Origin of the sequence: Morganella morganii (assembly GCF_019242955.1) — a bacterium.
Lineage (GTDB): Bacteria > Pseudomonadota > Gammaproteobacteria > Enterobacterales > Enterobacteriaceae > Morganella > Morganella sibonii.
The window spans coordinates 2,395,017-2,418,824 of the sequence record NZ_CP066129.1; the positions used below are offsets into that span (position 1 = coordinate 2,395,017).

The 23,808-nt window shown below is 49.3% G+C and carries 24 protein-coding genes and 1 other annotated feature; of the genes, 11 read left to right on the top strand and 13 right to left on the bottom strand.

The window, feature by feature from the left end; genetic code table 11:
• Nucleotides 1–98: 98 nt before the first annotated feature.
• From ihfA to thrS, 7 genes are all read right to left on the bottom strand, one after another.
• Nucleotides 99–395 carry an integration host factor subunit alpha gene (gene ihfA, locus JC793_RS11120; protein ID WP_004235369.1) on the bottom strand — a complete coding sequence of 99 codons (297 nt, stop codon included), beginning with the start codon at nucleotides 393–395 and terminating at the stop codon, nucleotides 99–101.
• A 4-nt stretch (nucleotides 396–399) separates the two neighbouring features.
• Entirely contained in the window at nucleotides 400–2,787 is a 2,388-nt protein-coding gene (gene pheT, locus JC793_RS11125; RefSeq protein WP_218426200.1) for a phenylalanine--tRNA ligase subunit beta, read from the bottom strand.
• Between the two features lie 14 nt (nucleotides 2,788–2,801).
• Entirely contained in the window at nucleotides 2,802–3,785 is a 984-nt protein-coding gene (pheS, locus tag JC793_RS11130) for a phenylalanine--tRNA ligase subunit alpha (RefSeq protein ID WP_052926825.1), read from the bottom strand.
• A 96-nt stretch (nucleotides 3,786–3,881) separates the two neighbouring features.
• Nucleotides 3,882–4,007 (bottom strand) — a sequence feature (Phe leader region).
• Nucleotides 4,008–4,149: 142 nt separating this feature from the next.
• Complete coding sequence (gene rplT / locus JC793_RS11135) at nucleotides 4,150–4,506, bottom strand: 50S ribosomal protein L20 (RefSeq protein ID WP_004235362.1); 357 nt, start codon at nucleotides 4,504–4,506, stop codon at nucleotides 4,150–4,152.
• 40 nt (nucleotides 4,507–4,546) lie between these two features.
• A complete protein-coding gene (gene rpmI, locus JC793_RS11140; protein WP_004235358.1) occupies nucleotides 4,547–4,744 on the bottom strand; it encodes a 50S ribosomal protein L35 in 198 nt (65 codons plus the stop codon).
• Nucleotides 4,745–4,835: 91 nt separating this feature from the next.
• Entirely contained in the window at nucleotides 4,836–5,375 is a 540-nt protein-coding gene (infC, locus tag JC793_RS11145) for a translation initiation factor IF-3 (protein WP_072056868.1), read from the bottom strand.
• Between the two features lie 3 nt (nucleotides 5,376–5,378).
• Nucleotides 5,379–7,310: a threonine--tRNA ligase gene (gene thrS, locus JC793_RS11150; RefSeq protein ID WP_218426201.1), complete on the bottom strand. Its 1,932-nt coding sequence runs from the start codon at nucleotides 7,308–7,310 to the stop codon at nucleotides 5,379–5,381.
• A gap of 688 nt (nucleotides 7,311–7,998) precedes the next feature.
• Between thrS and JC793_RS11155 the strand changes: the two genes are divergently transcribed.
• The gene (locus tag JC793_RS11155; protein WP_218426202.1) at nucleotides 7,999–8,151 is read left to right on the top strand and encodes a hypothetical protein; all 153 of its coding nucleotides are present in this window, start codon (nucleotides 7,999–8,001) and stop codon (nucleotides 8,149–8,151) included.
• Here JC793_RS11155 and JC793_RS11160 read toward each other — a convergent pair.
• Complete coding sequence (locus JC793_RS11160) at nucleotides 8,124–8,810, bottom strand: transglycosylase SLT domain-containing protein (RefSeq protein WP_218426203.1); 687 nt, start codon at nucleotides 8,808–8,810, stop codon at nucleotides 8,124–8,126. The genes JC793_RS11155 and JC793_RS11160 overlap by 28 nt on opposite strands.
• A gap of 237 nt (nucleotides 8,811–9,047) precedes the next feature.
• On the opposite strand from JC793_RS11160, the gene JC793_RS11165 reads away from it, so the two are divergent.
• The 5 genes from JC793_RS11165 (at nucleotide 9,048) to JC793_RS11185 (ending at nucleotide 13,639) form a co-directional block, all read left to right on the top strand.
• Nucleotides 9,048–9,977 carry a metal ABC transporter substrate-binding protein gene (locus tag JC793_RS11165; RefSeq protein WP_247717235.1) on the top strand — a complete coding sequence of 310 codons (930 nt, stop codon included), beginning with the start codon at nucleotides 9,048–9,050 and terminating at the stop codon, nucleotides 9,975–9,977.
• Nucleotides 9,974–10,858: a manganese/iron ABC transporter ATP-binding protein gene (locus JC793_RS11170; protein ID WP_218426204.1), complete on the top strand. Its 885-nt coding sequence runs from the start codon at nucleotides 9,974–9,976 to the stop codon at nucleotides 10,856–10,858. Before JC793_RS11165 ends, JC793_RS11170 begins: the two co-directional genes overlap by 4 nt.
• Nucleotides 10,855–11,730: a metal ABC transporter permease gene (locus tag JC793_RS11175; protein WP_218426205.1), complete on the top strand. Its 876-nt coding sequence runs from the start codon at nucleotides 10,855–10,857 to the stop codon at nucleotides 11,728–11,730. Before JC793_RS11170 ends, JC793_RS11175 begins: the two co-directional genes overlap by 4 nt.
• Nucleotides 11,727–12,581 carry a metal ABC transporter permease gene (locus JC793_RS11180; RefSeq protein WP_218426206.1) on the top strand — a complete coding sequence of 285 codons (855 nt, stop codon included), beginning with the start codon at nucleotides 11,727–11,729 and terminating at the stop codon, nucleotides 12,579–12,581. The genes JC793_RS11175 and JC793_RS11180 overlap by 4 nt, the downstream gene beginning before the upstream one ends.
• A gap of 194 nt (nucleotides 12,582–12,775) precedes the next feature.
• Entirely contained in the window at nucleotides 12,776–13,639 is an 864-nt protein-coding gene (locus JC793_RS11185; RefSeq protein WP_046893578.1) for a fructosamine kinase family protein, read from the top strand.
• A gap of 68 nt (nucleotides 13,640–13,707) precedes the next feature.
• On the opposite strand, the gene JC793_RS11190 is transcribed toward JC793_RS11185, so the two are convergent.
• Nucleotides 13,708–14,247: a YniB family protein gene (locus JC793_RS11190; RefSeq protein WP_046893579.1), complete on the bottom strand. Its 540-nt coding sequence runs from the start codon at nucleotides 14,245–14,247 to the stop codon at nucleotides 13,708–13,710.
• 180 nt (nucleotides 14,248–14,427) lie between these two features.
• On the opposite strand from JC793_RS11190, the gene hxpB reads away from it, so the two are divergent.
• From hxpB to JC793_RS11205, 3 genes are all read left to right on the top strand, one after another.
• Nucleotides 14,428–15,093, top strand: a complete 666-nt coding sequence (gene hxpB, locus JC793_RS11195) for a hexitol phosphatase HxpB (protein WP_046893580.1) — start codon at nucleotides 14,428–14,430, stop codon at nucleotides 15,091–15,093.
• Between the two features lie 220 nt (nucleotides 15,094–15,313).
• The gene (locus JC793_RS11200) at nucleotides 15,314–15,871 is read left to right on the top strand and encodes a metal-dependent hydrolase (RefSeq protein WP_046893581.1); all 558 of its coding nucleotides are present in this window, start codon (nucleotides 15,314–15,316) and stop codon (nucleotides 15,869–15,871) included.
• A gap of 234 nt (nucleotides 15,872–16,105) precedes the next feature.
• Nucleotides 16,106–17,500 (top strand): L-cystine transporter, encoded by a 1,395-nt coding sequence (locus JC793_RS11205; RefSeq protein WP_046893582.1) that lies wholly within the window; start codon nucleotides 16,106–16,108, stop codon nucleotides 17,498–17,500.
• Between the two features lie 151 nt (nucleotides 17,501–17,651).
• On the opposite strand, the gene htpX is transcribed toward JC793_RS11205, so the two are convergent.
• From htpX to maeB, 3 genes are all read right to left on the bottom strand, one after another.
• Nucleotides 17,652–18,533 carry a protease HtpX gene (gene htpX, locus JC793_RS11210; protein ID WP_046893583.1) on the bottom strand — a complete coding sequence of 294 codons (882 nt, stop codon included), beginning with the start codon at nucleotides 18,531–18,533 and terminating at the stop codon, nucleotides 17,652–17,654.
• A 341-nt stretch (nucleotides 18,534–18,874) separates the two neighbouring features.
• On the bottom strand, nucleotides 18,875–19,264 hold the full coding sequence (locus tag JC793_RS11215) for a VOC family protein (RefSeq protein WP_218426207.1): 390 nt from the start codon (nucleotides 19,262–19,264) through the stop codon (nucleotides 18,875–18,877).
• A 52-nt stretch (nucleotides 19,265–19,316) separates the two neighbouring features.
• Nucleotides 19,317–21,596, bottom strand: a complete 2,280-nt coding sequence (maeB, locus tag JC793_RS11220) for an NADP-dependent oxaloacetate-decarboxylating malate dehydrogenase (protein WP_218426208.1) — start codon at nucleotides 21,594–21,596, stop codon at nucleotides 19,317–19,319.
• 453 nt (nucleotides 21,597–22,049) lie between these two features.
• Here maeB and JC793_RS11225 point away from each other — a divergent pair, with 453 nt between their 5' ends.
• Nucleotides 22,050–22,679 carry a LuxR C-terminal-related transcriptional regulator gene (locus JC793_RS11225; protein WP_046893586.1) on the top strand — a complete coding sequence of 210 codons (630 nt, stop codon included), beginning with the start codon at nucleotides 22,050–22,052 and terminating at the stop codon, nucleotides 22,677–22,679.
• A gap of 29 nt (nucleotides 22,680–22,708) precedes the next feature.
• On the opposite strand, the gene JC793_RS11230 is transcribed toward JC793_RS11225, so the two are convergent.
• Nucleotides 22,709–23,266 (bottom strand): hypothetical protein, encoded by a 558-nt coding sequence (locus JC793_RS11230; RefSeq protein ID WP_046893587.1) that lies wholly within the window; start codon nucleotides 23,264–23,266, stop codon nucleotides 22,709–22,711.
• A gap of 162 nt (nucleotides 23,267–23,428) precedes the next feature.
• Here JC793_RS11230 and JC793_RS11235 point away from each other — a divergent pair, with 162 nt between their 5' ends.
• A complete protein-coding gene (locus JC793_RS11235; RefSeq protein WP_166708990.1) occupies nucleotides 23,429–23,806 on the top strand; it encodes an ArsC family reductase in 378 nt (125 codons plus the stop codon).
• The last annotated feature ends 2 nt before the right edge of the window (nucleotides 23,807–23,808 follow it).

Here is a 23,808-nt window from a genome sequence, read left to right on the forward strand (position 1 = left end):
TTATTAAAGACGGGAGGCAGTATACCTGAGTCAGAACGACGTTAATGTCTGACAAACCACAGAAAAGAAAACGACCTCATACGAGGTCGTTTCAGGTCTTACTCTTTCGGTGTCGATTTTTCGACCTTGGCTTTCAACTTCTGCCCCGGGCGGAAAGTGACAACACGACGGGCTGTGATAGGAATATCTTCACCCGTTTTCGGGTTACGGCCCGGACGCTGATTCTTGTCCCGCAGATCAAAATTTCCGAAACCGGATAATTTCACCTGCTCACCATTCTCAAGAGAACGGCGTACCTCTTCAAAAAACAGTTCAACCAGGTCCTTCGCATCGCGTTTGCTCAGGTCCAGTTTTTCCGACAGATTTTCTGACATTTCAGCTTTAGTAAGCGCCATAGGTTTAGTCCCTCAAGGATGCTTTAAATCGCTGTTGCAACGCGGCAACGCATTTGTTTACGGTTGCTGCAATTTCATCTTCTTCAAGTGTACGCTCTGTATCCTGTAAGGTCAGACTGATCGCCAGACTCTTATAACCCTCAGCAACACCCTTACCACAGTACACGTCAAATAAGTTTATGCCAACTAACTGATTTACGCCAACTTTTTTACATTCATTCAGAATGTCTTCAGCAGCGACGTTTTCCGGCACAACGATGGCGATATCCCGGCGGTTCGCAGGGAAGCGTGAAATTGCTTCAGCTTCAGGAATAATACGGTTTGTCAGTGCGTCCCAGCGGATTTCAAAGACAACCGTACGGCCGTTGAGATCCAGTTTTTTCTCCAGTTCCGGATGAACCACACCGATATAACCAATATGCTCATCTTCCAGATAAATCTCAGCACCTTGTCCCGGATGGAGGGCCGGATTCGTCGTTGCTTTAAACGATACACGATCTAATTTACCAGTCAATTCTAAAATGGCTTCCAGATCACCTTTTAAATCATAAAAATCAACGACCTGTTTTTCCGATGACCAGTGTTCCTCATGACGGTTACCGGCGATAACGCCTGCCAGCATGGTTTCCTGACGGATCCCGAGGTCTGCGGCAGCATCCGGAACAAAGCGTAAACCGGATTCAAACAGGCGGACACGGCTCTGCTGACGGTTCTGGTTGTACACAACAGTGCTTAACAGGCCGGTCAGCAATGACAGACGCATGGCTGACATATCCGCAGAAATCGGGTTCGGCAGAATAATCGCATCCTGTGCCGGGTGCAGCAGAGCCTGAGTCTTCGGATCGACAAAGCTGTAAGTAATCGCTTCCTGGAAACCACGGTCAACCATCAGTGTTTTCACGCGCTTAAGCGGCAGATGCGCTTCATGGCGGGAGGTCATGATCAGGTCAGCACGCAGCGGAACATCAGGGATATTGTTGTAGCCGTAAATACGGGCCACTTCTTCCACCAGATCTTCCTCGATTTCCATATCAAAACGCCATGACGGTGCAGTCACCTGCCACTGATCCTGTGCGGTTTTCACATCGCAGCCCAGACGGGTCAGGATATCAGTCACCTGTGCATCATCCACATGGTGACCAATCAGACGGTCAAGTTTGTTACGGGTCAGCGTGATAGTTGCCGTTTTTGGTAAATCCGCTTCAGAAACAACTTCAATAATTTCGCCCGGCTCACCACCGCAGATTTCCAGAATCAGGCGCGTGGTACGTTCAGCGGCAATACGCTGTAATTTCGGGTCAACACCACGTTCGAAACGGTGCGAAGCATCGGTATGCAGACCATACTGACGTGCACGGCCGGTGATAGCCAGCGGGTTGAAGAACGCCGTTTCCAGCAGGATATTTTTGGTGGTATCAGACACACCGGAGTGCTCACCGCCGAAAATACCGGCCATGCCCAGCGCGCCGCGGCGATCTGCAATCACCAGAATGTTGTCAGTCAGCGTGACTTCGTTACCGTCCAGCAACGTCAGTTTCTCACCCTGCTCAGCCATACGGACAATCAGTTCACCCTCAAGGGTATCCAGATCGTAGGCATGCTGCGGCTGACCCAGTTCCAGCAGAACGTAGTTAGTGATATCCACGACCGGGTCGATAGAACGGATACCGCCGCGACGCAGTTTTTCCACCATCCACAGCGGCGTTTTTGCTGTCACATCAACGTTTTTAATCACACGACCGGTAAAACGCGGACACGCATGCGGCGCATCAACGCGGATCGGGAACGTCTCCTGATGAACAGCAGCAACCGGTGACATATCCGGTGCCTGATAATCCATTTTATTGATAACAGCCACATCACGGGCCACGCCACGGATGCTCAGGCAGTCCGCACGGTTTGGCGTGATGCTGATTTCAACAGCAGTATCATCCAGCTTCATGTATTCGCGCAGATCAGTACCGATTGGCGCATCTGCCGGTAATTCAATAATACCGCTGTGATCTGCACTGATCCCCAGCTCGGAGAATGAGCAGAGCATCCCTTCAGACGGCTCACCGCGCAGTTTGGCCGCTTTGATTTTGAAATCACCCGGTAAGACCGCTCCAACTGTTGCAACAGCCACACGCAGGCCCTGACGGCAGTTTGGCGCGCCGCAGACGATATCAAGCAGGCGGTCACCGCCGGTATTTACTTTTGTCACCCGCAGTTTATCGGCGTTCGGGTGCTGTCCGCACTCAACCACTTCACCGATAATCACACCGTTAAACTGACCGGCAACGGCTTCTGTGCCGTCCACTTCCAGGCCGGCCATGGTAATCTGATCAGATAACGCGTCGCTGCTGACAGCCGGGTTTACCCATTCGCGTAACCAGAGTTCACTGAATTTCATGAGAGTATCCCGCCTTATTTGAATTGCTTGAGGAAACGAAGGTCATTTTCGAAGAATGCGCGTAAATCGCTCACGCCGTAGCGAAGCATAGTCAGGCGCTCCATTCCCATACCAAAGGCGAAACCGGAGTAAATTTCCGGGTCAATGCCGACATTGCGCAGCACATTCGGGTGAACCATCCCGCAACCCAGCACTTCCAGCCATTTGCCGTTTTTACCCATCACATCCACTTCCGCAGAAGGTTCAGTGAACGGGAAGTAGGACGGACGGAAACGCACCTGCACTTCTTCTTCAAAGAAATGATTCAGGAAATCATGCAGCGTACCTTTGAGATTGGTGAAACTGATATCAGTATCCACAATCAGGCCTTCTGTCTGATGGAACATCGGGGTATGGGTCTGGTCGTAGTCATTACGGTAAACGCGGCCCGGCGCGATAATGCGGATTGGCGGCTGTTTATCTTTCATCGTACGGATCTGCACACCGGATGTCTGCGTACGCAGCAGACGTTTGGCATCAAACCAGAACGTATCGTGGTCAGCACGCGCCGGATGGTGCGCCGGAATATTCAGTGCATCAAAGTTATGATAGTCGTCTTCAATTTCAGGGCCGGATTCGACAGAAAAGCCCAGTTCGCCGAAAAAGGTTTCGATACGCTCAATGGTACGGGTAACCGGATGCAGGCCGCCGTTTTCCATGCGGCGTCCCGGCAGCGAGACATCAATCCGCTCAGCGGACAGACGGGCATTCAGTGCCGCAGATTCCAGGGAATCTTTACGGGCATTCAGTGCTGTCTGAACCTCTTGTTTGGCTTCGTTAATCACTGCACCCGCAGCAGGACGATCTTCCGGCGGCAGATCCCGCAGCGATTGCATCTGTAAGGTTAAATGCCCTTTTTTACCCAGGTATTCAACACGTACCGATTCCAGCGCTGCAACATCCTTTGCCTCTTCGACGGCTGCTTTTGCCTGAGCAACCAGTTCAGCGAGATGTGGCATGTTTTCCTATTCCTCTGACCCTGTGGTCTTCAATTATGACGAATGACGACGGTGCTGCCGGACGTGATTGTCTCACCCGTTCCGGCAAACCCCTGAAACAAAAAAGCCTCCATACTGGAGGCTTACGGCGTTACTTTTCGTTTCTTTTTTACGCGCAAAGCCCCCTGAGTTCAGGCGCTAAAGTAAAAAAAGAAGCGGAAAGAAACGATATTATTCATTTTCTCAACTATTTGTCAGTTAACAGGATGTATTTATTCATATTACGCGAAAACCGTAAGGATATACAATGACAAATTATTTATTCTGCAGATTTTTTCTGCCGGACAGCAAAAGAGGGAGCAAGCTCCCTCTTTTGTCTGAACAATTACGCCAGAGCGCCTTTTGCTTTTTCGACCAGCGCAGTAAATGCGGCTTTATCGAATACAGCGATATCGGCTAAGATCTTACGATCGATTTCGATGGATGCCTTTTTCAGACCGTTGATGAAACGGCTGTAAGACAGACCATTCTGACGAGCTGCTGCGTTGATACGTGCAATCCACAGCTGACGGAACTGACGCTTACGCTGACGACGGTCACGGTAAGCATACTGACCAGCTTTGATTACTGCCTGGAAGGCAACACGATAAACGCGCGAACGGGCACCGTAGTAACCTTTCGCTTGTTTCAGAATTTTTTTGTGACGTGCGCGAGCAATGACACCACGTTTTACACGAGCCATACTAATCTCCTAAAGTCGTAAACTTTGCTAAAAAACTTGCTTATGCGTATGGCAGGCAAGCGACAACTAAACCCAGATCCCCTTTGGAGACCATACCTTTCGGACGTAAATGACGTTTACGCTTAGTTGATTTTTTAGTCAGGATATGACGGAGGTTAGCATGCTTACGTTTGAAACCACCTTTAGCGGTTTTTTTGAAACGCTTAGCTGCACCACGTACAGTTTTAATCTTTGGCATTTTTATTTCCACTTCGCATTGTTAAACAACGAATTAATCCGGCGAATAAAAGCCGGGGTTGCCCCCGGCATTTATTACTTGGATTGCCGGACTACTTCTTCTTAGGAGCGAGCACCATGATCATCTGGCGACCTTCGATCTTCGACGGGAAGGATTCGACGGAAGCTAATTCACTCAGATCTTCTTTGATGCGGTTAAGCACTTCAATACCAATCTGCTGGTGCGCCATTTCACGACCACGGAACCGCAGTGTGATTTTGGCTTTATCGCCATCTTCAAGAAAACGAATCAGGTTGCGTAGTTTGACCTGATAGTCGCCTTCATCTGTGCCAGGACGGAATTTAATTTCCTTAACCTGAATAACTTTTTGTTTCTTCTTCTGCTCTTTAGCCGATTTGCTTTTCTCGTAGAGGAATTTGCCGTAATCCATGATACGGCAAACGGGCGGTTCGGCATTAGGGCTGATTTCAACTAAATCAACCCCGGCTTCCTCGGCTTTCTCAAGAGCTTCTTTCAGGCTCACAACACCAAGCTGTTCACCTTCAAGACCAGTTAAACGAACTTCATTGACACGGATTTCCGCATTGATACGGTTCGGACGTGCTGTTTGAATTCTTTTTCCGCCTTTAATACCTTATTCCTCCGGTTGTTCTTCAATTCTGCGACTGCGAATTTCTTCAAGCAGTGCGTCTTTAAATTCGCTCACGTTTATGCTGCCAAGATCCTTGCCGCGACGGGTACGAACAGACACCTCGCCTGTTTCCATCTCTTTATCACCGCAGACCAGCATATACGGAACACGACGTAGCGTGTGTTCGCGAATTTTAAAGCCAATTTTCTCATTTCTCAAGTCTGCTTTTGCACGAATTCCGGCATCCTGCAGTTCTTTGACGACTTTCTGAACATAATCGGCCTGAGAATCAGTGATATTCATTACCACTACCTGGTTAGGCGCTAACCATGTCGGGAAGAAACCGGCAGTTTCTTCAGTCAGGATACCAATGAAGCGCTCCATTGAGCCTAAAATCGCGCGGTGAATCATCACCGGGGTAACGCGTTCATTGTTTTCGGCAACGTAAGTTGCACCCAGACGAGCCGGCAGAGAGAAATCGAGCTGCACTGTACCACATTGCCATGCACGATCCAAACAATCATACAAAGTAAATTCAATTTTCGGCCCGTAGAAGGCACCCTCGCCCGGCAGATATTCGAATTCAATGTTGTTTTCTTTCAGTGCGCTTGCCAGGTCAGCTTCGGCTTTATCCCACTGGACATCAGAACCGATGCGTTTTTCCGGACGGGTGGACAGTTTAACCACAATCTTTTTAAAGCCGAAAGTGGAGTACATGTCATAGACCATACGGATACAGGCACTGACTTCGTCCATCACCTGCTCTTCTGTACAGAAGATATGTGCATCATCCTGAGTAAAGCCGCGGACACGCATCAGACCATGCAGTGCACCGGAAGATTCGTTACGGTGGCAGCTGCCGAACTCTGCCATACGCAGCGGCAGATCACGGTAAGAACGCAGACCCTGATTAAAGATCTGGATATGACCCGGACAGTTCATCGGCTTAATGCAATATTCACGGTTTTCAGAAGAAGTTGTGAACATATGCTCTTTGTAGTTTTCCCAGTGTCCTGTTTTTTCCCACAGAACGCGGTCCATCATAAACGGACCTTTTACTTCCTGGTAATCGTACTCTTTCAGTTTCACACGGACGAACACTTCCAGTTCACGGAAAATTGTCCAGCCGTCATTATGCCAGAACGCCATACCCGGCGCTTCTTCCTGCATATGATACAGGTCAAGCTGCTTACCGATTTTACGGTGATCGCGTTTTGCGGCTTCTTCCAGGCGCTGGAGATAGGCAGCTAACTGCTTCTTATCGCCCCACGCGGTACCGTAAATGCGTTGCAGCATTTTGTTTTCGCTGTCGCCGCGCCAGTAGGCACCGGCCACTTTCTGTAATTTGAAGCTATGGCAGAAACGCATATTCGGTACGTGCGGACCACGGCACATATCGATATATTCTTCATGGAAATACAGTGCAGGATGCTCATCCTGACCGATATTCTCGTCCAGAATTTCAACCTTGTAATCTTCACCACGGGAAACGAACGTCTCGCGGGCCTCGCTCCATGTGACGCGTTTTTTCACCACGTCATAATCTTTTTTGGCGAGTTCCGTCATCCGCTGTTCGAGTTTCTCCAGGTCTTCCTGGGTCAGAGACACATCGAGGTCAACGTCATAATAGAAACCGTTATCGATGACCGGACCAATCGCCATGCGGGTGTTCGGCCATAATTGTTTGATAGCATGACCTAACAGGTGAGCACAGGAGTGGCGGATGATTTCCAGTCCTTCCTCGTCTTTGGCGGTGATAATGGCTAACGTGGCATCGTGTTCGATCATATCGCAGGCATCGACCAGCGTACCGTTAACACGACCGGCGATGCAGGCTTTCGCCAGACCGGCACCGATATCATTCGCAACATCAAGGACAGAAACAGGATGGTTAAACTGGCGCTGACTGCCGTCAGGAAGAGTAATTACAGGCATTTTTAAATCCTTATCTACAGTGGTGACCCATACGTAAGATCACATATAGAAATCTCATTTATTTGATTTTCAGTACGTTACCGGCAATTTCTTGCGTACATTGCAAGCCGGGTCACACCTGCGGATAATAATCTGCCGGGCGCCCTTGCCGGAACTCGAAATCCATACTAGCACAGCAAATAAGGATTAATAGGTTTATGTGACCAGGTATCTGAAAAAGTGTGCGGTGTCACAAAGTATGCAGAAATTATGAACATTTCCTTTTTAAAACAGCATCTGCGGCAGATTTTAAATCATTTTCTGTACGGCACCATGCCGTTGTGAAAATCTGCCGCAGCCCGCTTTCAGGGAAGAACCGGATTATCTTCCGCTAATGAGTCAAATGCCTTCAGTTCATTTTTAAAATTCACCACGTTATTTTGTCCGGCACAATCATTTATTTTGCGGAACGATCAGGTAAAACATTGATACAATTTATCATTGTTAATTCACCAATTGTAAAATATTGTCCGTTATACTCCGGCCGTAGTAGAGATAAGTGAACTTTTGGTATTTTTATTGCCCTGATCCTGAATCAGGGCTTTTTTTTCATTATTCCGCATAACTCGCAATTCCCCATTCCCTCTCATTCTTTTCTTCATTATTACCGGCGTAAATCGTATGCTTTTTATTCACAGGGAACAGGCACGTGATACAGAAACAGCAGACCGGATTTATTGCAGGGGAAATTCAGCAGGACGCTTCCGTTGCAGATTCACACTGCGGCGCAGCATCTGCAACGGAGGCGGTATTTATGAAGGGGAAGTCAGAAGATCAGTCAGCCATCGCCAGGGCGCGGTAAGCATTTTTCACTTTCCACAGATAACGCGGAGCCTGTGATGCAGGGTGTTTACTCTGTACATGCTCATAAAATTCATCGGCTGACAGCGTATTGATTTTTTCAATCGCCAGTGCACGGTTGTTATCAAACGTGCGCAGTAAAGCTCCGGCGCCGTTAACGTAGGAGACAATCGTTGCGTAATTGAGTGTTTGCGGGTCGGTAATGCCGGCCAGATGCTGGTCACGGATAATCCGGATATAGGTTGTGCCGATATCGATATTGGTTTGCGGGTCCAGTAAATCACGGGTGCTCGGTTCGCCGTTACGGCCTTTTACACGATAAGCATCGCGTCCGGCCGTAGAGGCTTTAATCTGCATCAGGCCAACGGCATTGGATTTACTGATAACCTCAGGCCGGTAAGAGGATTCAACCTCAATAATGGCACGGATCAGCGTTTCATCGACCTCATAGCGGTTAGATGCCTGGCGGATAAACTGATCAAACGGGGTTGCAGGATAGACACCACTGCCCTTTACCGGATAAACGGAAGAATCAGTAATGCCGGAAGATGGCGGTGTTATCCAGCCGCCGGAGCCGTAATTGGTGCGGTTTTGTTCGCTGCTTCCTGAGCAGCCCGCCAACAATAATGCTAAAGCAATCACACTAACGGTTTTTTTCACTCTGTTACCCTTTATCCGGCATTCTGACGAAGCTAAGAATACTGAAAACACACATAAACCAAAAGGAGTTTACTTAACTTTTACATTTTATGTGATTCATAGCATAGTGTGAATCGATCGTACTGAATGTTATAAAGATATTACGGAAGTGCTTGACAACCTCAAATGATATTGATAATCATTATCATCAACGATATCCTTAGTGATTGTCACACTTTAACCAGGCAGGCTGATAAAATGAACAAAAAACAAAATACGTTTTCCTTTCCGTCCCTGACACAGATCTTCCGGCATGCTGTGTTGCTGCTGACACTGTGTGCTGTCAGCGGATATTCCGCTGCGGCAGAGAAAAAATTCAAAGTCGTTACCACTTTCACCATCATTCAGGATATGGCGCAAAACGTGGCCGGTGATGCTGCTGTTGTGGAATCAATCACCAAACCCGGTGCGGAAATCCATGATTACCAGCCGACCCCGAAAGACATCATGCGCGCACAGGATGCTGACCTGATTCTGTGGAACGGTCTGAATCTGGAGCGCTGGTTTGAACGCTTCTTTGAAAATTTACAGGATGTCCCGGCGGTTGTCATTACTGAGGGAATTACACCAAATTCTATCCGCGGCGGTGCGTATAACGGTAATCCGAACCCGCATGCCTGGATGTCCCCGACCAACGCCCTGATGTACATCGAAAATATTCGTGCCGCACTGGTAAAACATGACCCGGCCAATGCGGAAACCTATAATAAAAACGCGGCAGCGTATGCGGCAAAAATAAAAGCGCTTGATGCCCCGCTGCGTGCCCGTCTGGCCAATATCCCTGAAAACCAGCGCTGGCTGGCAACCAGTGAGGGTGCGTTCAGTTATCTGGCCAATGATTACGGTTTTCAGGAGGTCTATCTGTGGCCGATTAACGCAGAAGAGCAAGGCTCACCACAGCAGGTGCGTCATATGATTGATACCGTACGCAAATATAAAATCCCGGTTGTATTCAGCGAAAGTACTATCTCTGACAAACCGGCGAAACAGGTTGCCAAAGAAACCGGCGCAGAATACGGCGGTGTACTGTATGTGGATTCCCTGTCCGCCGCTGACGGCCCGGTTCCGACCTATATTGATCTGCTCAATACTACTGTAAATACTATCGCCAAAGGATTTCATCAATGAGTGCTCAGTTCAGCAAGCCACAGCTGGTTGTCGATAACGCCACTGTCACCTATAACAATGGTCATACCGCCATTTTTGATGCCAGCTTCAGCATAGAAGGCGGTTCTATCTGTGCGCTCGTCGGTATTAACGGCAGCGGTAAGTCCACCCTGTTCAAAACCATTATGGGGCTGGTCACGCCGACACAGGGGCGGGTGACACTGAATGATGAACCGGTACGTGCCGCGCTGAAAAAAAATGTGATTGCCTATGTTCCGCAGACAGAAGAAGTGGACTGGAACTTCCCGGTTCTGGTCTCTGATGTCGTGATGATGGGCCGTTACGGCAAAATGGGTTTTCTGCGAATTCCCGGCAAAGAGGATAAGAAAGCTGTCGCCGACGCCCTGGAACGCGTCGGCCTTACCGGTCTGGGTCACCGGCAGATAGGCGAACTCTCCGGCGGACAGAAAAAACGTGTGTTTCTGGCTCGCGCCCTCGCACAAAACGGAAAAGTCCTGCTGCTGGATGAGCCGTTTACCGGTGTGGATGTCAAAACAGAGAATGCCATTATTGATTTACTGCGTTCACTGCGTGAAGAGGGGCATCTGGTGCTGGTATCCACCCACAACCTCGGCAGCGTCCCTGAATTCTGTGATCATGTGATCCTGATAAACCGTACTGTGCTCGACAGCGGCCCGACCGCCACCACATTCACGCAGAAAAACCTGGAAAAAACATTCGGTGGTGTGCTGCGCCATATCAACCTGTCTGGTCCGGATCTGCATGACGATGACGACCCGCGTTCACTGACGGTGATTACCGACGACGAACGCGCCGCTGTCTTCTACGGCCATCAGGATAATCTGACGGTGAAAACCGGCAGTAAGGACGAGCAGCCATGACAGAGCTGTTACTCCAGCCGTTTGAATACAATTATATGGTGAAAGCTATCTGGGTGAGCGGCATTGTCGGTGCCGTGTGTGCCTTTCTGTCTGCTTACCTGATGCTCAAAGGCTGGTCGCTGATGGGGGATGCCCTCTCCCACTCCGTGGTTCCGGGTGTCGCGGGGGCTTACGCCCTCGGTTTTCCTTACTCTGTCGGCGCATTTTTCACCGGTATGCTGGCCGCTCTTTCCATGACGTTTGTCCGCCATCTGACCAGGCTGCGGGAAGATGCTGTGATCGGGTTTATATTTTCCACTTTCTTTGCCGCCGGTCTGCTGATCGTCTCCCTGAACCCGACCTCTGTGAATGTGCAGACTATCATCATGGGAAATATTCTCGGGATTGCGGATGAAGACATGCTGCAGGTGGAAATTATTATTGCTGTTTCTTTCCTCGTGCTGATGTTTATCTGGAAAGATCTGCTGGTGGTCTTTTTCGATGAAACACATGCCCGCTCTATCGGTCTGAACCCGCTGGCACTGAAAATTATCTTCTTTACCCTGCTCAGCGCCTGTACTGTCGCTGCACTTCAGACTGTCGGGGCGATTCTGGTCATTGCGATGGTCATCACCCCCGGAGCTACCGCCTATCTGTTAACGGATCAATTTAAAAAACTACTGATCATCGCTGTTATTTTAGGGGCAGTGACCAGCAGTACCGGTGCCTATATCAGTTATTTTCTGAACGGAGCCACCGGCGGCATGATTGTGACCCTGCAGACAATTATTTTCCTGATCGCTTTCTTCTTTGCGCCAAAACACGGCATGTTATCTGCCCGCCGCCGTGCCCGCCGTGAATCAGCAAAACTGCGTCAGGAGGCAAACTCATGAGTGATTTTCTGACCTCATTGTTTATTGACCCGTTTGCTTTCCCGTTTATGCAGCGGGCTATGCTGGCCGCTATTCTGACCGGTGCGGTCTGTGCTGTTCTCTCCTGCTTTCTGGTGCTCAAAGGCTGGTCACTGATGGGGGATGCTATTTCTCATGCCGTTCTGCCGGGCATAGTAATGGCATTTGTGATGGGCATTCCGCTGATTATCGGCGCATTTATTTCCGGGCTTTTCTGTGCCTTTGCCACCGGCTATCTGAAAGAACACAGCAGAATCAAAGAAGATACCGTCATGGGTATTGTCTTCTCCGGTATGTTTGCGCTTGGACTGGTGCTGTTTACCCGCATTGATACCGAACAGCACCTGACACATATTCTGTTCGGTAATATCCTCGGGATCACACAGGCTGAACTGCGCCAGACCCTGGTTATCGCCGGGCTGACGATGGTTGTACTGATGGTGAAATATAAAGATTTCATGCTGTACTGCTTTGACCCCAACCAGGCACGGGTTATCGGCCTGCCGGTTCGTCTGCTGCATTACGGGCTGCTGTCACTGCTGGCGCTGACTATCGTTGCCTCTCTGCAGGCCGTCGGGATCATTCTGGTGATTGCCATGCTCATCTCGCCGGGTATCATCGCCTTTCTGCTGTGCCGCAGTTTCGGCAAAATGATTCTGGTGGCAATTCTGGTTTCTGTCAGTTCGAGTTATATCGGTACGGTTGTCAGCTTCCATATTGACGGAGCTACCGGTGCCTGTATTGTACTGGTGCAGGCACTCTATTTTGTGCTGGCACTGATTTATAATCAGTTACGGTTATCCGCGCTGAAACGCCGCAGACAGGTTGCCTGACCCTCTGCATAACGGGGGATATTCTGTTACCGGAATATCTCCCGCATCCGGACTCTTCCGAAACAACCCTCTGTTTTTGTCCTTTTCTGTATTTCCCTGCGGTTACTGTGTAATTTGTGTGAGATGTCCGCTTTTTTCTTTTATTTTCCGGCGGTAAGATAGACTGACTGATAGACGGCTTAGTGGGGTGGCTCATGTGGCAGGCAGCAGGACGTATACTCAGTGAACATTTCGGCGAACACTCGTTCTCTGACAAGAAACAGCTCAATGGCGGTGAAATTCACTTTTCCCGGAGTGCCCGTTACGGCGATCACCCGGTTTTCATCAAATACAACCGGCGTGACATGTTGCAGGTATTCAAAACTGAGGCCGAACAGCTTGATGCTCTCAGCCGCAGCAGCACACTGACAACTCCCGCTGTATATGGCGTCGGGTCGGCAAAAGATGTCAGCTTTCTGATTATGGAATATCTGCCGCTGAAACCTTTTGATTCCCATTCCGCGTATATGTTCGGGCAGCAGCTGGCGCGTCTGCACCAGTGGCATGAACAGCCCCGCTATGGTTTCGATGAAGATAACCTGCTGGGTACTAATCCGCAGCCGAATGCCTGGGATAAAAAATGGGCCTCTTTCTTTGCCGAAAAACGGATTGGCTGGCAATTACAGCTGGCGAAAGAAAAAGGCATTATCTTCGGCGATATCGACAACATTATTCAGCGTGTGCAGCAAAAACTGGCAAACCACCAGCCGCAACCTTCTCTGCTCCATGGTGATTTGTGGCCATCAAACTGTGCGGCTGTCGCTGACGGAAGAACTGTCGCATTTGACCCCGCCTGTTACTGGGGTGATCGTGAGTGTGATCTGGCAATGCTCTCGTTTTTCCCTGAACTGCCGATGCAGATCCTCGACGGCTATCAGCAGGTCTGGCCTCTGGAGAGTGGTTTCTTAGAGCGCCAGCCGCTGTATCAGCTCTATTACCAGCTTCATCGCAGTCACTTATTCGGTGACCGTTATTACCAGAGCGCTCAGGCTATTATTGACGATATTCTCGCGGGATAACCCCGTTTTCCGGATAAAAAAAATACCCCGTCAGCGATCCTGCGGGGTATTTTTTCAGATAACTCTGTTTACCAGTTCAGAAATTTAATTAAGAACCACGCAATGGCGCCGATAAATACCGGCAGTACATACAGCACAAAAATTTGCCGGAAAATGGTGTGATTCGGAATGCGAATTTTGGCGATTAAATCCGCAGGTGTTTTTCCGCTCTCTCTGGCATTCTCAATAATCGCCTGATCTTCGATATTCTCACGAATAAACCGGACTTGTCTGGACATCCGGATACCGGAAGCACTCAGTGCCAGCCCGACAAATATCAGGATATAAATCAGTAAAAAACTCAGATTATGACCCTCAAAACCGAGTAATTTATCCGGTACGGGAGAGTTGTTCCAGAATGTGTTCAGAAAAGGTGTATTTACACGGATCATTTCCGTCACCACATTAATAAAGTCCCCGATAACCGCATTAATTTTATCACTGCCGGTACTCTGCTGATGAGCCAGTTTCAGTAAAGAAACGATAGTTGAGATCAGTGCCGGAATAAAAACCACCCAGCCTGCCACCCGTTTAAATACAGCAACCCAGCGGGCTTGTTGCAGCGTCATGCGCTTTCCTCATTTGATATTTTCTCAGTAATCATAGCGCAGAAGTCAGGAGAAGATCATTATCATTATTCCGGACTTTTTTACCCCGTAAATTATTAAGTCACTTAATGAACTCTCCGCCACGGCTTGTTACAATCAGAGGATGTTTTAATTCATTGCAGGATATCAGGAGCATACACTATGTCCCACACCTTACCGGTACAGGCCGCTATTTTTGATATGGATGGTTTACTGATTGATTCTGAGCCGTTCTGGCTTCAGAGTGAAAATCAGGTTTTCAGCGACATCGGCCTGGATATGTCACTGCGGGATAAACTGCCCGATATGCTGGGTCTGCGTATCGATCAGGTCGTGGAGTTGTGGTATCACATCTCACCGTGGCAGACACCGTCAAAACAGGATGTCACTCAGCGGATTATTGATTCCACTATCGCGATGGTGGAAAAAGAGCGTCCGCTTCTGCCCGGCGTGGAACATGCGCTCTCTCTGTGTCAGTCACAGGGCCTGAAAATCGCTCTGGCGTCCGCATCACCGCTCTACATGCTGGAATCCGTACTGGAAATGTTTAACATCCGCCATTATTTTGATGCTGTGGTTTCTGCCGGTGATCTGCCATACAGCAAGCCGCACCCGCAGGTTTATCTGAACGCAGCGGAGGCGCTGGGTGTTCCGCCGGTGCAGTGCGTTGCGCTGGAGGATTCCGTTAACGGCATGATCGCCTGTAAGGCGGCCCGGATGCGATCCATTGTGGTACCGGCTGCTGAAATGGCGGCAGATCCGCGCTGGTCGCTGGCAGATTACCGGTTGTCGTCACTCAATGAACTGACGGCTGCGATGGTTCGCTGATAACGTTTTGCTGATAACGTTTTGCTGATAACGTTTTGCTGATGGTGTTTTTCTGATAACAGTGTGGCGGGAAATTGCCCGCCCTGCTCCGTTAGTGAAATATTCCATAGTTATCCATTAATAAATAAGCCTTTTTCTTTCTTACCCTCTGGCCGGGCGACATAAAAAACTTTATACTGTAACACTGTATAAATAAACACCTGAGTATTTACCCGGTATCATGACGGCTGAGGGTCACCTGCTTTTCTCTGTCGCTTCTGTAGTGATGGTTCATCAGCTTCAGATTTCGCCTGATATCAGTCAGGGGGACTGGCTGCACCTGATCCCCGGCGCCCTGGCCGGAGCACTGCTGCCGGATATCGATCACCCGAAGTCCATGCTGGGTCAGTGGGTTCGTTTTATTTCTGTGCCGGTTTCCCGCCTGTGCGGTCACCGGGGGTTCACGCACAGCCTGCTGGCCATTCTGACCGGTGTTATTTTATTCCGCACACAACTGCCGGTCAGCTGGTCTGTTCCGGCCGATTTTTACCAGGCAGTCATTGTCGGGTATCTGAGCCATCTGGCAGGCGATATGCTGACGACAGCCGGAATTCCGCTGTTATGGCCGGTGCGCTGGCGTTTTTGTATTCCGTTGCTGGGCAGCAGCGGCAATAAACGGGCAGAGCGCAGTGTGGCGCTGATTGTACTGCTGGCCTCATTTTATTTGCCCGCACACTGGGAAACCTGGTGGGCTCATGTGCGGGAGCTGGTGCTGGCGCAGATAAACGCCGTGCTATAAGAAACGGATTTTATATAACCCATCGCTATAGAAAATAGTCTGTTTAGTGACTATTCATGTCAAATCATTCCCTGTGATCTACAATATAGCTATAAATAATTCAGATTCGTTATAAGTGATGCGGAAAACTCCTGTTAATCTATAACGAATCTTTTACAGTTCCTGCATTTGCACAACTGTATGCGATGTAATCAACACACTATAACAACATACCAACAGGTATCGGAGACCGGGATGAACTTTCCATTAATCAGCAATCTCGCCATATTCGTTATTCTGCTGCTGATGCTGATGAAGCTCTGCAGCAATAAAAACTGGAGTCTTTCCAAAAAGGTACTCACCGGTCTGGTGATCGGTGTCCTGTTCGGCCTCGGGCTGAATGCATTCTACGGGACAGAACATGATGCTGTAAAACAGGCACTGCCATGGTTTGATATCGTCGGTAACGGCTACGTGAAGCTGTTGCAGATGGTCATCATGCCGCTGGTGTTCGCCTCTATCCTCAGCGCGGTTGCCCGCCTGCATCAGGCATCATCACTGGGTAAAATCAGCGTACTGACTATCGGCACCCTGCTGATCACCACGGCGATTGCCGCATTGATCGGTATTCTGGTTACACTTGCTTTCGGTCTGACCGCAGACGGACTCGTTCAGGGTGTGAAAGAAACCGCGCGCCTGACCCAGCTGGAATCGCAGTATGCAGGCAAAGTCTCTGATCTGACCGTGCCACAGCTTATTCTGTCCTTTATTCCGAAAAACCCGTTTGCTGACCTGACCGGTGCTAATCCGACCTCGATTATCAGCGTGGTGATTTTTGCCGCCTTTATGGGTGTTGCCGCACTTCAGCTGATCAAAGACAACGAAGAGCGCGGAGCCAAAGTGCTCGGAGCAATTGATATCCTCCAGGCATGGGTGATGAAACTGGTTCGTCTGGTCATGCGCTTTACCCCGTACGGTGTATTTGCACTGATGACCAAAGTCGTTGCCGGTTCAAATATTCAGGACATCATTAAATTAGGCACTTTTGTGGTTGCCTCTTATATCGCTATCCTGCTGATGTTTGTGGTTCACGGCCTGATTGTCGGTATTGCCGGTATCAATCCGCTGCGTTTCTTCCGTAAAATCGCACCGGTACTGACTTTCGCCTTTACCAGCCGTTCAAGTGCGGCCAGTATTCCGCTGAGTGTGGAAGCGCAAACCCGTCGTATCGGTATTCCTGACTCCATCGCCGGATTCGCCGCCTCCTTTGGTACCACCATCGGTCAGAACGGCTGTGCAGGGATTTACCCGGCTATGCTGGCTGTTATGGTTGCACCTATCGCCGGTATCAACCCGTTTGACCCGCTGTGGATTGCCACACTGGTCGGTATTGTGACAGTCAGCTCTGCCGGTGTTGCCGGTGTCGGCGGCGGTGCGACTTTCGCAGCACTGATCGTCCTGCCTGCGATGGGTCTGCCGGTCACCCTGGTCGCCCTGCTGATCTCTGTTGAGCCGCTGATTGATATGGGTCGTACCGCGCTGAACGTCAGTGGTTCCATGACCGCAGGTACAGTCACCAGCCAGATCCTGGGGCAGACAGATAAAACACTGTTCGATAATGATAACGACGAAGATTTACAGCAGGGATAATATCCCGCCGCTGATTATCGTCAGATAACAGAAAATCCCGTATTCAGCCAATGAATGCGGGATTTTTTATGTACATCGCAGATGTTATGCAAACAGGCATAAAAAAGGCTGCAACGCAGAGCGTTACAGCCTTTTTATTATCCGGAACTGATTAATTCAGGAACTCACCGCTGCGCAGTGCTTCAATACGCTTATCCAGCGGCGGGTGGGATAAAAACAGCTCGCTGAATGATTTATTACGGCCATTGATACAAAATGCCATCATACTGCCCTCTTCCTGCGGTTCGTAACTGGTTTTCAGGCGTTGCAGTGCAGCGATCATTTTCTCGCGCCCGACCAGATTTGCCGAACCCGCATCCGCATAAAACTCACGGCGGCGGGAGAACCACATGGTGATAATGCTGGCCAGAATACCGAAGACAATTTCCAGTACCATAGATACCGCAAAATAAATCATCGGGTTGCCCTGGCTGCCGGCGTTTTCGTCATTATTGTTTGACATAAAACCAGCCGCCAGTTGTGCCAGGATGCGGGAAATAAAGATAACAAAGGTGTTTACCACGCCCTGTAACAGCGTCATGGTCACCATGTCACCATTCGCGATATGGCTGATTTCATGGGCGATAACTGCCTCCGCCTCGTCGCGGCTCATATTTTCCAGTAACCCGGTACTGACGGCCACCAGCGATGCATCACGGCGGGCACCGGTTGCAAAGGCGTTAATATCCGGCGCATGATAAATCGCCACTTCCGGCATGCCGATACCGGCCTGCTGGGCCTGACGGCGTACCGTTTCCACCAGCCAGCGTTCGGTTTGTGTGGACGGGTTCGTTATGACCTGCCCGCCGACAGAACGCAGCGCCATCCATTTTGACATCAGCAGAGACACAAATGCGCCACCGAAGCCAAATAACCCGGCCATAATCATCAGTCCGGTCACACTTTGACTCTGAACGCCGGTCAGCGACAGAATAATGCCGAAAACGACCATGACAGCGAGGTTTGTGAGTAAAAATAATGCAATTCGCATCATATCAGTACGATCCTTTAAAGAGTGTGCTCATCATATGCTTCAAAAATAGGGATATTTTGCCATATTTCAAGGCTTGTTAACGTAATAACTTTGATTATTAAACAACTTTACACTTAATTTTAATAAGTCATTTTTTTGCTGTTTTGTGCGATCCGGTTTGCAGTGCAGATAATCATCATATTTTATCAAAAAAACACTTTACTTTTTAAATGGGAAAAATTATCATTCTCGTTGTCGATACCTGAGTAAATTACTAAGGTATTGGCAAACGACATTGCTCACATTGCTTCCAGTATTTCGAAGTTTCTCAGCCAGCCATCGTGCTGGCTTTTTTTTATCCGTCAGCGGGTATAAAACTCCACCGGCAGATTGTCCGGATCAAAGCAGAAGAAAAAGGATTTACCGGTATATTCATCAGTGCGGATGCTGTCACAACGGACACCCGCTTTTTTCAGATGCGCTTCCCATGCCCTCAGGTCGCGGACAGAAAATGCCAGATGACGCAACCCGCAGGCTTCCGGTTGTGTCACCCGCGCCGGGCTTGCCGGAAAGGTAAAGAGTTCCAGCAGATACTCCCCGTTCAGCGCCAGATCCACCTTGTAAGAATCCCGTTCCGCACGGTAGTGCTCACTGAGCACCGTCATTCCCAGCACATCACAATAAAATGCCAGACTGGCGTTGAGATCAGAGGCAATCACTGCGATATGATCCACTTTTTCAATCTTCAGCATACGTTTCCTGTATGACGCCCCGTTGCCGGGGCGTCTGATTTACTGCTTCGTGTTACAGTGGCTGAGTCTGCGCTTCCACCGCTGCCAGCGCGACCATATTGACAATACGCCGCACAGAGGAAATAGAAGTCAGAATATGTACCGGTTTATTAATCCCCATCAGTACCGGCCCGACTGTCACCCCCTCAGAAGTGGTTACACGCAGCAGGTTATAACTGATGCGTGCAGCTTCCCCGTTCGGCATAATCAGCAGGTTTGCCGCACCTCTCAGCGGGCTGTCCGGCATCAGATCACGGCGGATAGCTTCCACCAGTGCCGCGTCGCCGTGCATTTCCCCGTCAATTTCCAGTGATGGTTCCCGCTCACGGATCAGTGCCAGCGTATCGCGCATTTTCTCCGCGGACGGTGACGGACATGAACCGAAGCTGGAACGCGACAGCAGTGCCACTTTCGGCTCAATACCAAACCGGCGTACCGCGGCGGCGGCCATCAGGGTGATTTCAGCCAGTTGCTCTGCCGTCGGATCATCATGTACATAAGTATCCGCGATAAAGGTATTTCCTGTCGGCAGACTGAGAGCATTCATTGCCCCGGCGGTATGCACCCCCTCATGGAAACCAAATACATTTTCCACAATCCGGTAGTGTTCGTGATAATCCCCGACTATCCCGCAGATCATGCCATCCGCCTCACCACGATGCACCATAATGGCACCGATGCTGGTCGGGTTAGTGATAATGGCACGGCGGGCCTGTTCCTGCGTCACGCCTTTGCGTTTCATCCGCTGATAATATTCCTGCCAGTACTCGGCAAAACGCGGGTCACTTTCATTATTTACGATTTCAAAATCCTGCCCCGGCACAATTTGCAGTCCCAGTTTCTTGATCCGCATTTCAATCACATCCGGACGACCAATCAGGATCGGATACGCGAGTCCCATGCTGACCAGTTCCTGGGTCGCATGCAACATACGCGGCTCTTCCCCTTCAGCCAGCACGATGCGTTTGCGATCTTTGCGTGCCATGGAGAAAATCGGCTTCATAAACAGTGTGGTTTTGTAGACAAATTCATTGAGATGTTCCAGATAAACACTGAAATCCTCAATCGGACGTGTCGCTACCCCGGTTTCCATCGCCGCTTTGGCGACCGCCGGGGCGATTTTCAGGATAAGACGCGGATCAAACGGTTTCGGGATAATATATTCGCGGCCGAATGATAACTCCTGTCCGCCGTATGCGGAGGCTACCTGCTCACTCTGCTCAGCCAGCGCCAGGTCAGCAATCGCTTTCACACACGCCAGTTTCATCTCTTCATTAATTGCCGTTGCGCCGACATCCAGAGCACCGCGGAAAATGAACGGGAAGCAAAGCACATTATTTACCTGGTTCGGGTAATCCGAACGTCCGGTGCAGATAATAGCGTCCGGACGCACTGCCAGTGCCAGCGGCGGCAGGATTTCCGGTTCCGGGTTCGCCAGCGCCAGAATCAGCGGATCACGCGCCATACCTTTGACCATTTCCGGCGTCAGCACGCCGGGACCGGAACAACCGAGGAAAATATCCGCGCCCGGCATAGCATCCGCCAGGGTGCGCATGCCGTTATCATCAATGGCATACGCTGCTTTGGTTTCCGCCATATCGGCTTCGCGGCCTTTATAGATAACCCCTTTGGAATCACAGACAATAATATTGTCGCGTTTCAGTCCCAGCAGCACCATCAGGTTCATACAGGCGACAGATGCAGCCCCGGCACCGGAGACCACCAGACGGACATCACCGATCGCTTTATTAACGATACGCAGCCCGTTCAGTACCGCAGCGGTGCTGATAATCGCTGTACCGTGCTGATCATCATGGAAGACCGGAATTTTCATGCGTTCGCGCAGTTTCTTTTCAATATAGAAACATTCCGGTGCTTTGATATCTTCCAGGTTGATGCCGCCGAATGTCGGCTCCAGGGAAGCGATGATATCCACCAGCTTGTCCGGGTCGGATTCATTGACTTCAATATCAAAGACATCCACGCCGGAGAATTTTTTAAATAAGACACCTTTTCCTTCCATCACCGGCTTACCGGCCAGTGCCCCGATATTACCGAGGCCCAGCACTGCACTGCCGTTGGAAATCACCGCCACCAGATTACCTTTGGCGGTATATTTGTAAGCCGCCAGCGGATCTTCCGCAATTTCCAGGCAGGGAGCCGCAACACCGGGCGAATAGGCCAGTGCCAGGTCACGCTGGGTCGTCAGCGGTTTGGTCGGGGTGACGGTAATTTTACCGGGAGACGGAAACTGATGAAACTCAAGAGCACTTTGTTTTAATTGTTCGTCCATTTCAGGATCCTTTACAGGCATTAATAACAGGGTCAGGGCGGGTCAGCGGCATAAGATCGGCCGCCGGCCACATTATTCAGCGCTACATAAACAGTATACTGATAAATAGCGGAATAGTGAAAAAAGTGTAATATTCATGTAGTTAATGTGCAGAGCCTGTTGAAAAAAACAACATATCGCTTATTGGTTAACTGATTATAGTGACCTTATCCCGTTATACCGCCAATTATATCCTCCTGTCTTAAACCGCTAATCTTCCCCCTATAATATGCTTTATGTTATTAGGGATATTATTATTTTTAAATACTTTGTTATTTGCACATATAACACTTTTGCGTAAAAATTAACTGTCTTGGCGAGCAGTATATATTTTTTGTTTTAATAATTAATACATAAATTAAATTATTTTAATTAAAACTATCTTATACCACCTACCCGGCAAGGGAGAACTCTATGCCCCATCACACGATTATGGTTATTGATGACCATCCGTTGTTACGCTATGGTTTTAAAATGCTTTTACAGCCGGATTATGCGTTAACCATTATGCCGGAATTCACTGACAACAATGGCTTGTTCAGTCATATCCATCAGCACACCCCCAGAATGATTATATTAGATATTAATATCCGTGCTTTTTCCGGTATTGATTTCATCAAAAAATTACGCCACAAGAAAATATCCAGCTATATCCTGGTGTTTTCACAATCCCGGGAACGAAATGATATATACGCAGCTATTGATGCCGGAGCTGATGGTTATTTACTAAAGAATTGCGATGTTGATTATTTATTAAGTCAGATTAAAAATGCCTTTAAAGGAAAAAAGATTTTCAGTGAGGCCATTTATAAAATTTTGCAGGAACGTGAACACTATCACGACCCGGTCAGTTATCTGACACAACGGGAAGCTGATGTGCTCAAAGAGCTGGCCTGCGGGATGAAAAATAAGGAGATTGCACGGGCGCTGTTTATTTCGGAAGAGACAGTAAAGGTGCACATCCGCAATATTCTGAAAAAACTGAATGTGTCCACACGACTTGCGGCCAGCCTGCTCTATCTGAAATACCGGCTGCCCCGCTGAGAGTGATCCCCGGAATAGCTGTCCGGGGGTTATTCGCTTTCTTCGTCGATACTCGCAGGTGTCGGGTAATTGAGCAGTTCCAGCGTACCGTCCGGATTTTCACGGACATCAACCTGGATGACTTCTTTATTCATACCACGAAGAATAGTATCCACCTCGCTGTAGGCGTAGCGGATATTTTTATCACGCGCCCAGTCCGGCATACCGGTCACACCATAATAAAAATACACGGTGCTGATCCCGTCGCTCTGCGGTTCAATCGCTTTGATTTTACTGATACGCAGTGCGCCGTAACAAAAATCCTCATGCGGCAGCCAGGCTTCCTGCCCTTTTTCTGTCAGTTGGTATTCCACGCCGGACGATTTGATGGTCGCACGGATAAAACCGACGGAAGCCAGCGCATTCAGCCGTGAAATCATCCATGGTTCTGACTGACTTGAGCTGAACTGCGGCCATTTGTGTTCATCCAGGCACAGTTCACTGTTTTCGGTAAATTTGAGCTGAAGTTCATTAAGATACACGTCCGTTTGTCCCGCAAGGGTAAAGCTGGCAAATAACAGCGTGCTTCCGGCTAAGTACTCTTTCATCGATCCTGTCTCAACATCTTCCGGATGTTTTTGTCATGGTTATGGCGTAATGCTACCCCACTTTTTTGCATTTATCGAATACTCTCTGCACGTAAGATTCTGGATAACTGCATCAAATTCCCGCATTATGCTATTTTTCGTGTTCACGACAAAGGATAAATGATGAAAAATACAACCTCCGTCTGCCGGATTTTCGGGATCAAAAACTGCGACACGATGAAAAAAGCCCGTGCGTGGCTGGACAGCCATCAGATAGCTTATGCGTTTCATGACTACCGTCAGGATGGTGCGGATACGGAACTTCTGAGTGAGTTTGCCCGTCATATTGACTGGACGCTGCTGCTCAACAAACGCGGAACCACCTGGCGTCAGCTGGATAAAGCTGAGCAGGACGCGGTAACGGATGAGCAGTCCGCAGTCCGCCTGATGTCAGAAAAACCGGCGCTTATCAAACGCCCGGTACTCGTCTCTCCGGACGGCCGTTATCACCTTGGTTTTAAAGCTGATGATTATCAGCAGTTCTTCAGCCTCCCTGCCTGATA

Coding starts and splice junctions, on each gene's coding strand:
- ihfA (WP_004235369.1), bottom strand. CDS start 395: ATGGCGCTTACTAAAGCTGAAATGTCAGAAAATCTGTCGGAAAAACTG.
- pheT (WP_218426200.1), bottom strand. CDS start 2,787: ATGAAATTCAGTGAACTCTGGTTACGCGAATGGGTAAACCCGGCTGTC.
- pheS (WP_052926825.1), bottom strand. CDS start 3,785: ATGCCACATCTCGCTGAACTGGTTGCTCAGGCAAAAGCAGCCGTCGAA.
- rplT (WP_004235362.1), bottom strand. CDS start 4,506: ATGGCTCGTGTAAAACGTGGTGTCATTGCTCGCGCACGTCACAAAAAA.
- rpmI (WP_004235358.1), bottom strand. CDS start 4,744: ATGCCAAAGATTAAAACTGTACGTGGTGCAGCTAAGCGTTTCAAAAAA.
- thrS (WP_218426201.1), bottom strand. CDS start 7,310: ATGCCTGTAATTACTCTTCCTGACGGCAGTCAGCGCCAGTTTAACCAT.
- JC793_RS11165 (WP_247717235.1), top strand. CDS start 9,048: ATGAACAAAAAACAAAATACGTTTTCCTTTCCGTCCCTGACACAGATC.
- JC793_RS11170 (WP_218426204.1), top strand. CDS start 9,974: ATGAGTGCTCAGTTCAGCAAGCCACAGCTGGTTGTCGATAACGCCACT.
- JC793_RS11175 (WP_218426205.1), top strand. CDS start 10,855: ATGACAGAGCTGTTACTCCAGCCGTTTGAATACAATTATATGGTGAAA.
- JC793_RS11180 (WP_218426206.1), top strand. CDS start 11,727: ATGAGTGATTTTCTGACCTCATTGTTTATTGACCCGTTTGCTTTCCCG.
- JC793_RS11185 (WP_046893578.1), top strand. CDS start 12,776: ATGTGGCAGGCAGCAGGACGTATACTCAGTGAACATTTCGGCGAACAC.
- JC793_RS11190 (WP_046893579.1), bottom strand. CDS start 14,247: ATGACGCTGCAACAAGCCCGCTGGGTTGCTGTATTTAAACGGGTGGCA.
- hxpB (WP_046893580.1), top strand. CDS start 14,428: ATGTCCCACACCTTACCGGTACAGGCCGCTATTTTTGATATGGATGGT.
- JC793_RS11200 (WP_046893581.1), top strand. CDS start 15,314: ATGACGGCTGAGGGTCACCTGCTTTTCTCTGTCGCTTCTGTAGTGATG.
- JC793_RS11205 (WP_046893582.1), top strand. CDS start 16,106: ATGAACTTTCCATTAATCAGCAATCTCGCCATATTCGTTATTCTGCTG.
- htpX (WP_046893583.1), bottom strand. CDS start 18,533: ATGATGCGAATTGCATTATTTTTACTCACAAACCTCGCTGTCATGGTC.
- JC793_RS11215 (WP_218426207.1), bottom strand. CDS start 19,264: ATGCTGAAGATTGAAAAAGTGGATCATATCGCAGTGATTGCCTCTGAT.
- maeB (WP_218426208.1), bottom strand. CDS start 21,596: ATGGACGAACAATTAAAACAAAGTGCTCTTGAGTTTCATCAGTTTCCG.
- JC793_RS11225 (WP_046893586.1), top strand. CDS start 22,050: ATGCCCCATCACACGATTATGGTTATTGATGACCATCCGTTGTTACGC.
- JC793_RS11230 (WP_046893587.1), bottom strand. CDS start 23,266: ATGAAAGAGTACTTAGCCGGAAGCACGCTGTTATTTGCCAGCTTTACC.
- JC793_RS11235 (WP_166708990.1), top strand. CDS start 23,429: ATGAAAAATACAACCTCCGTCTGCCGGATTTTCGGGATCAAAAACTGC.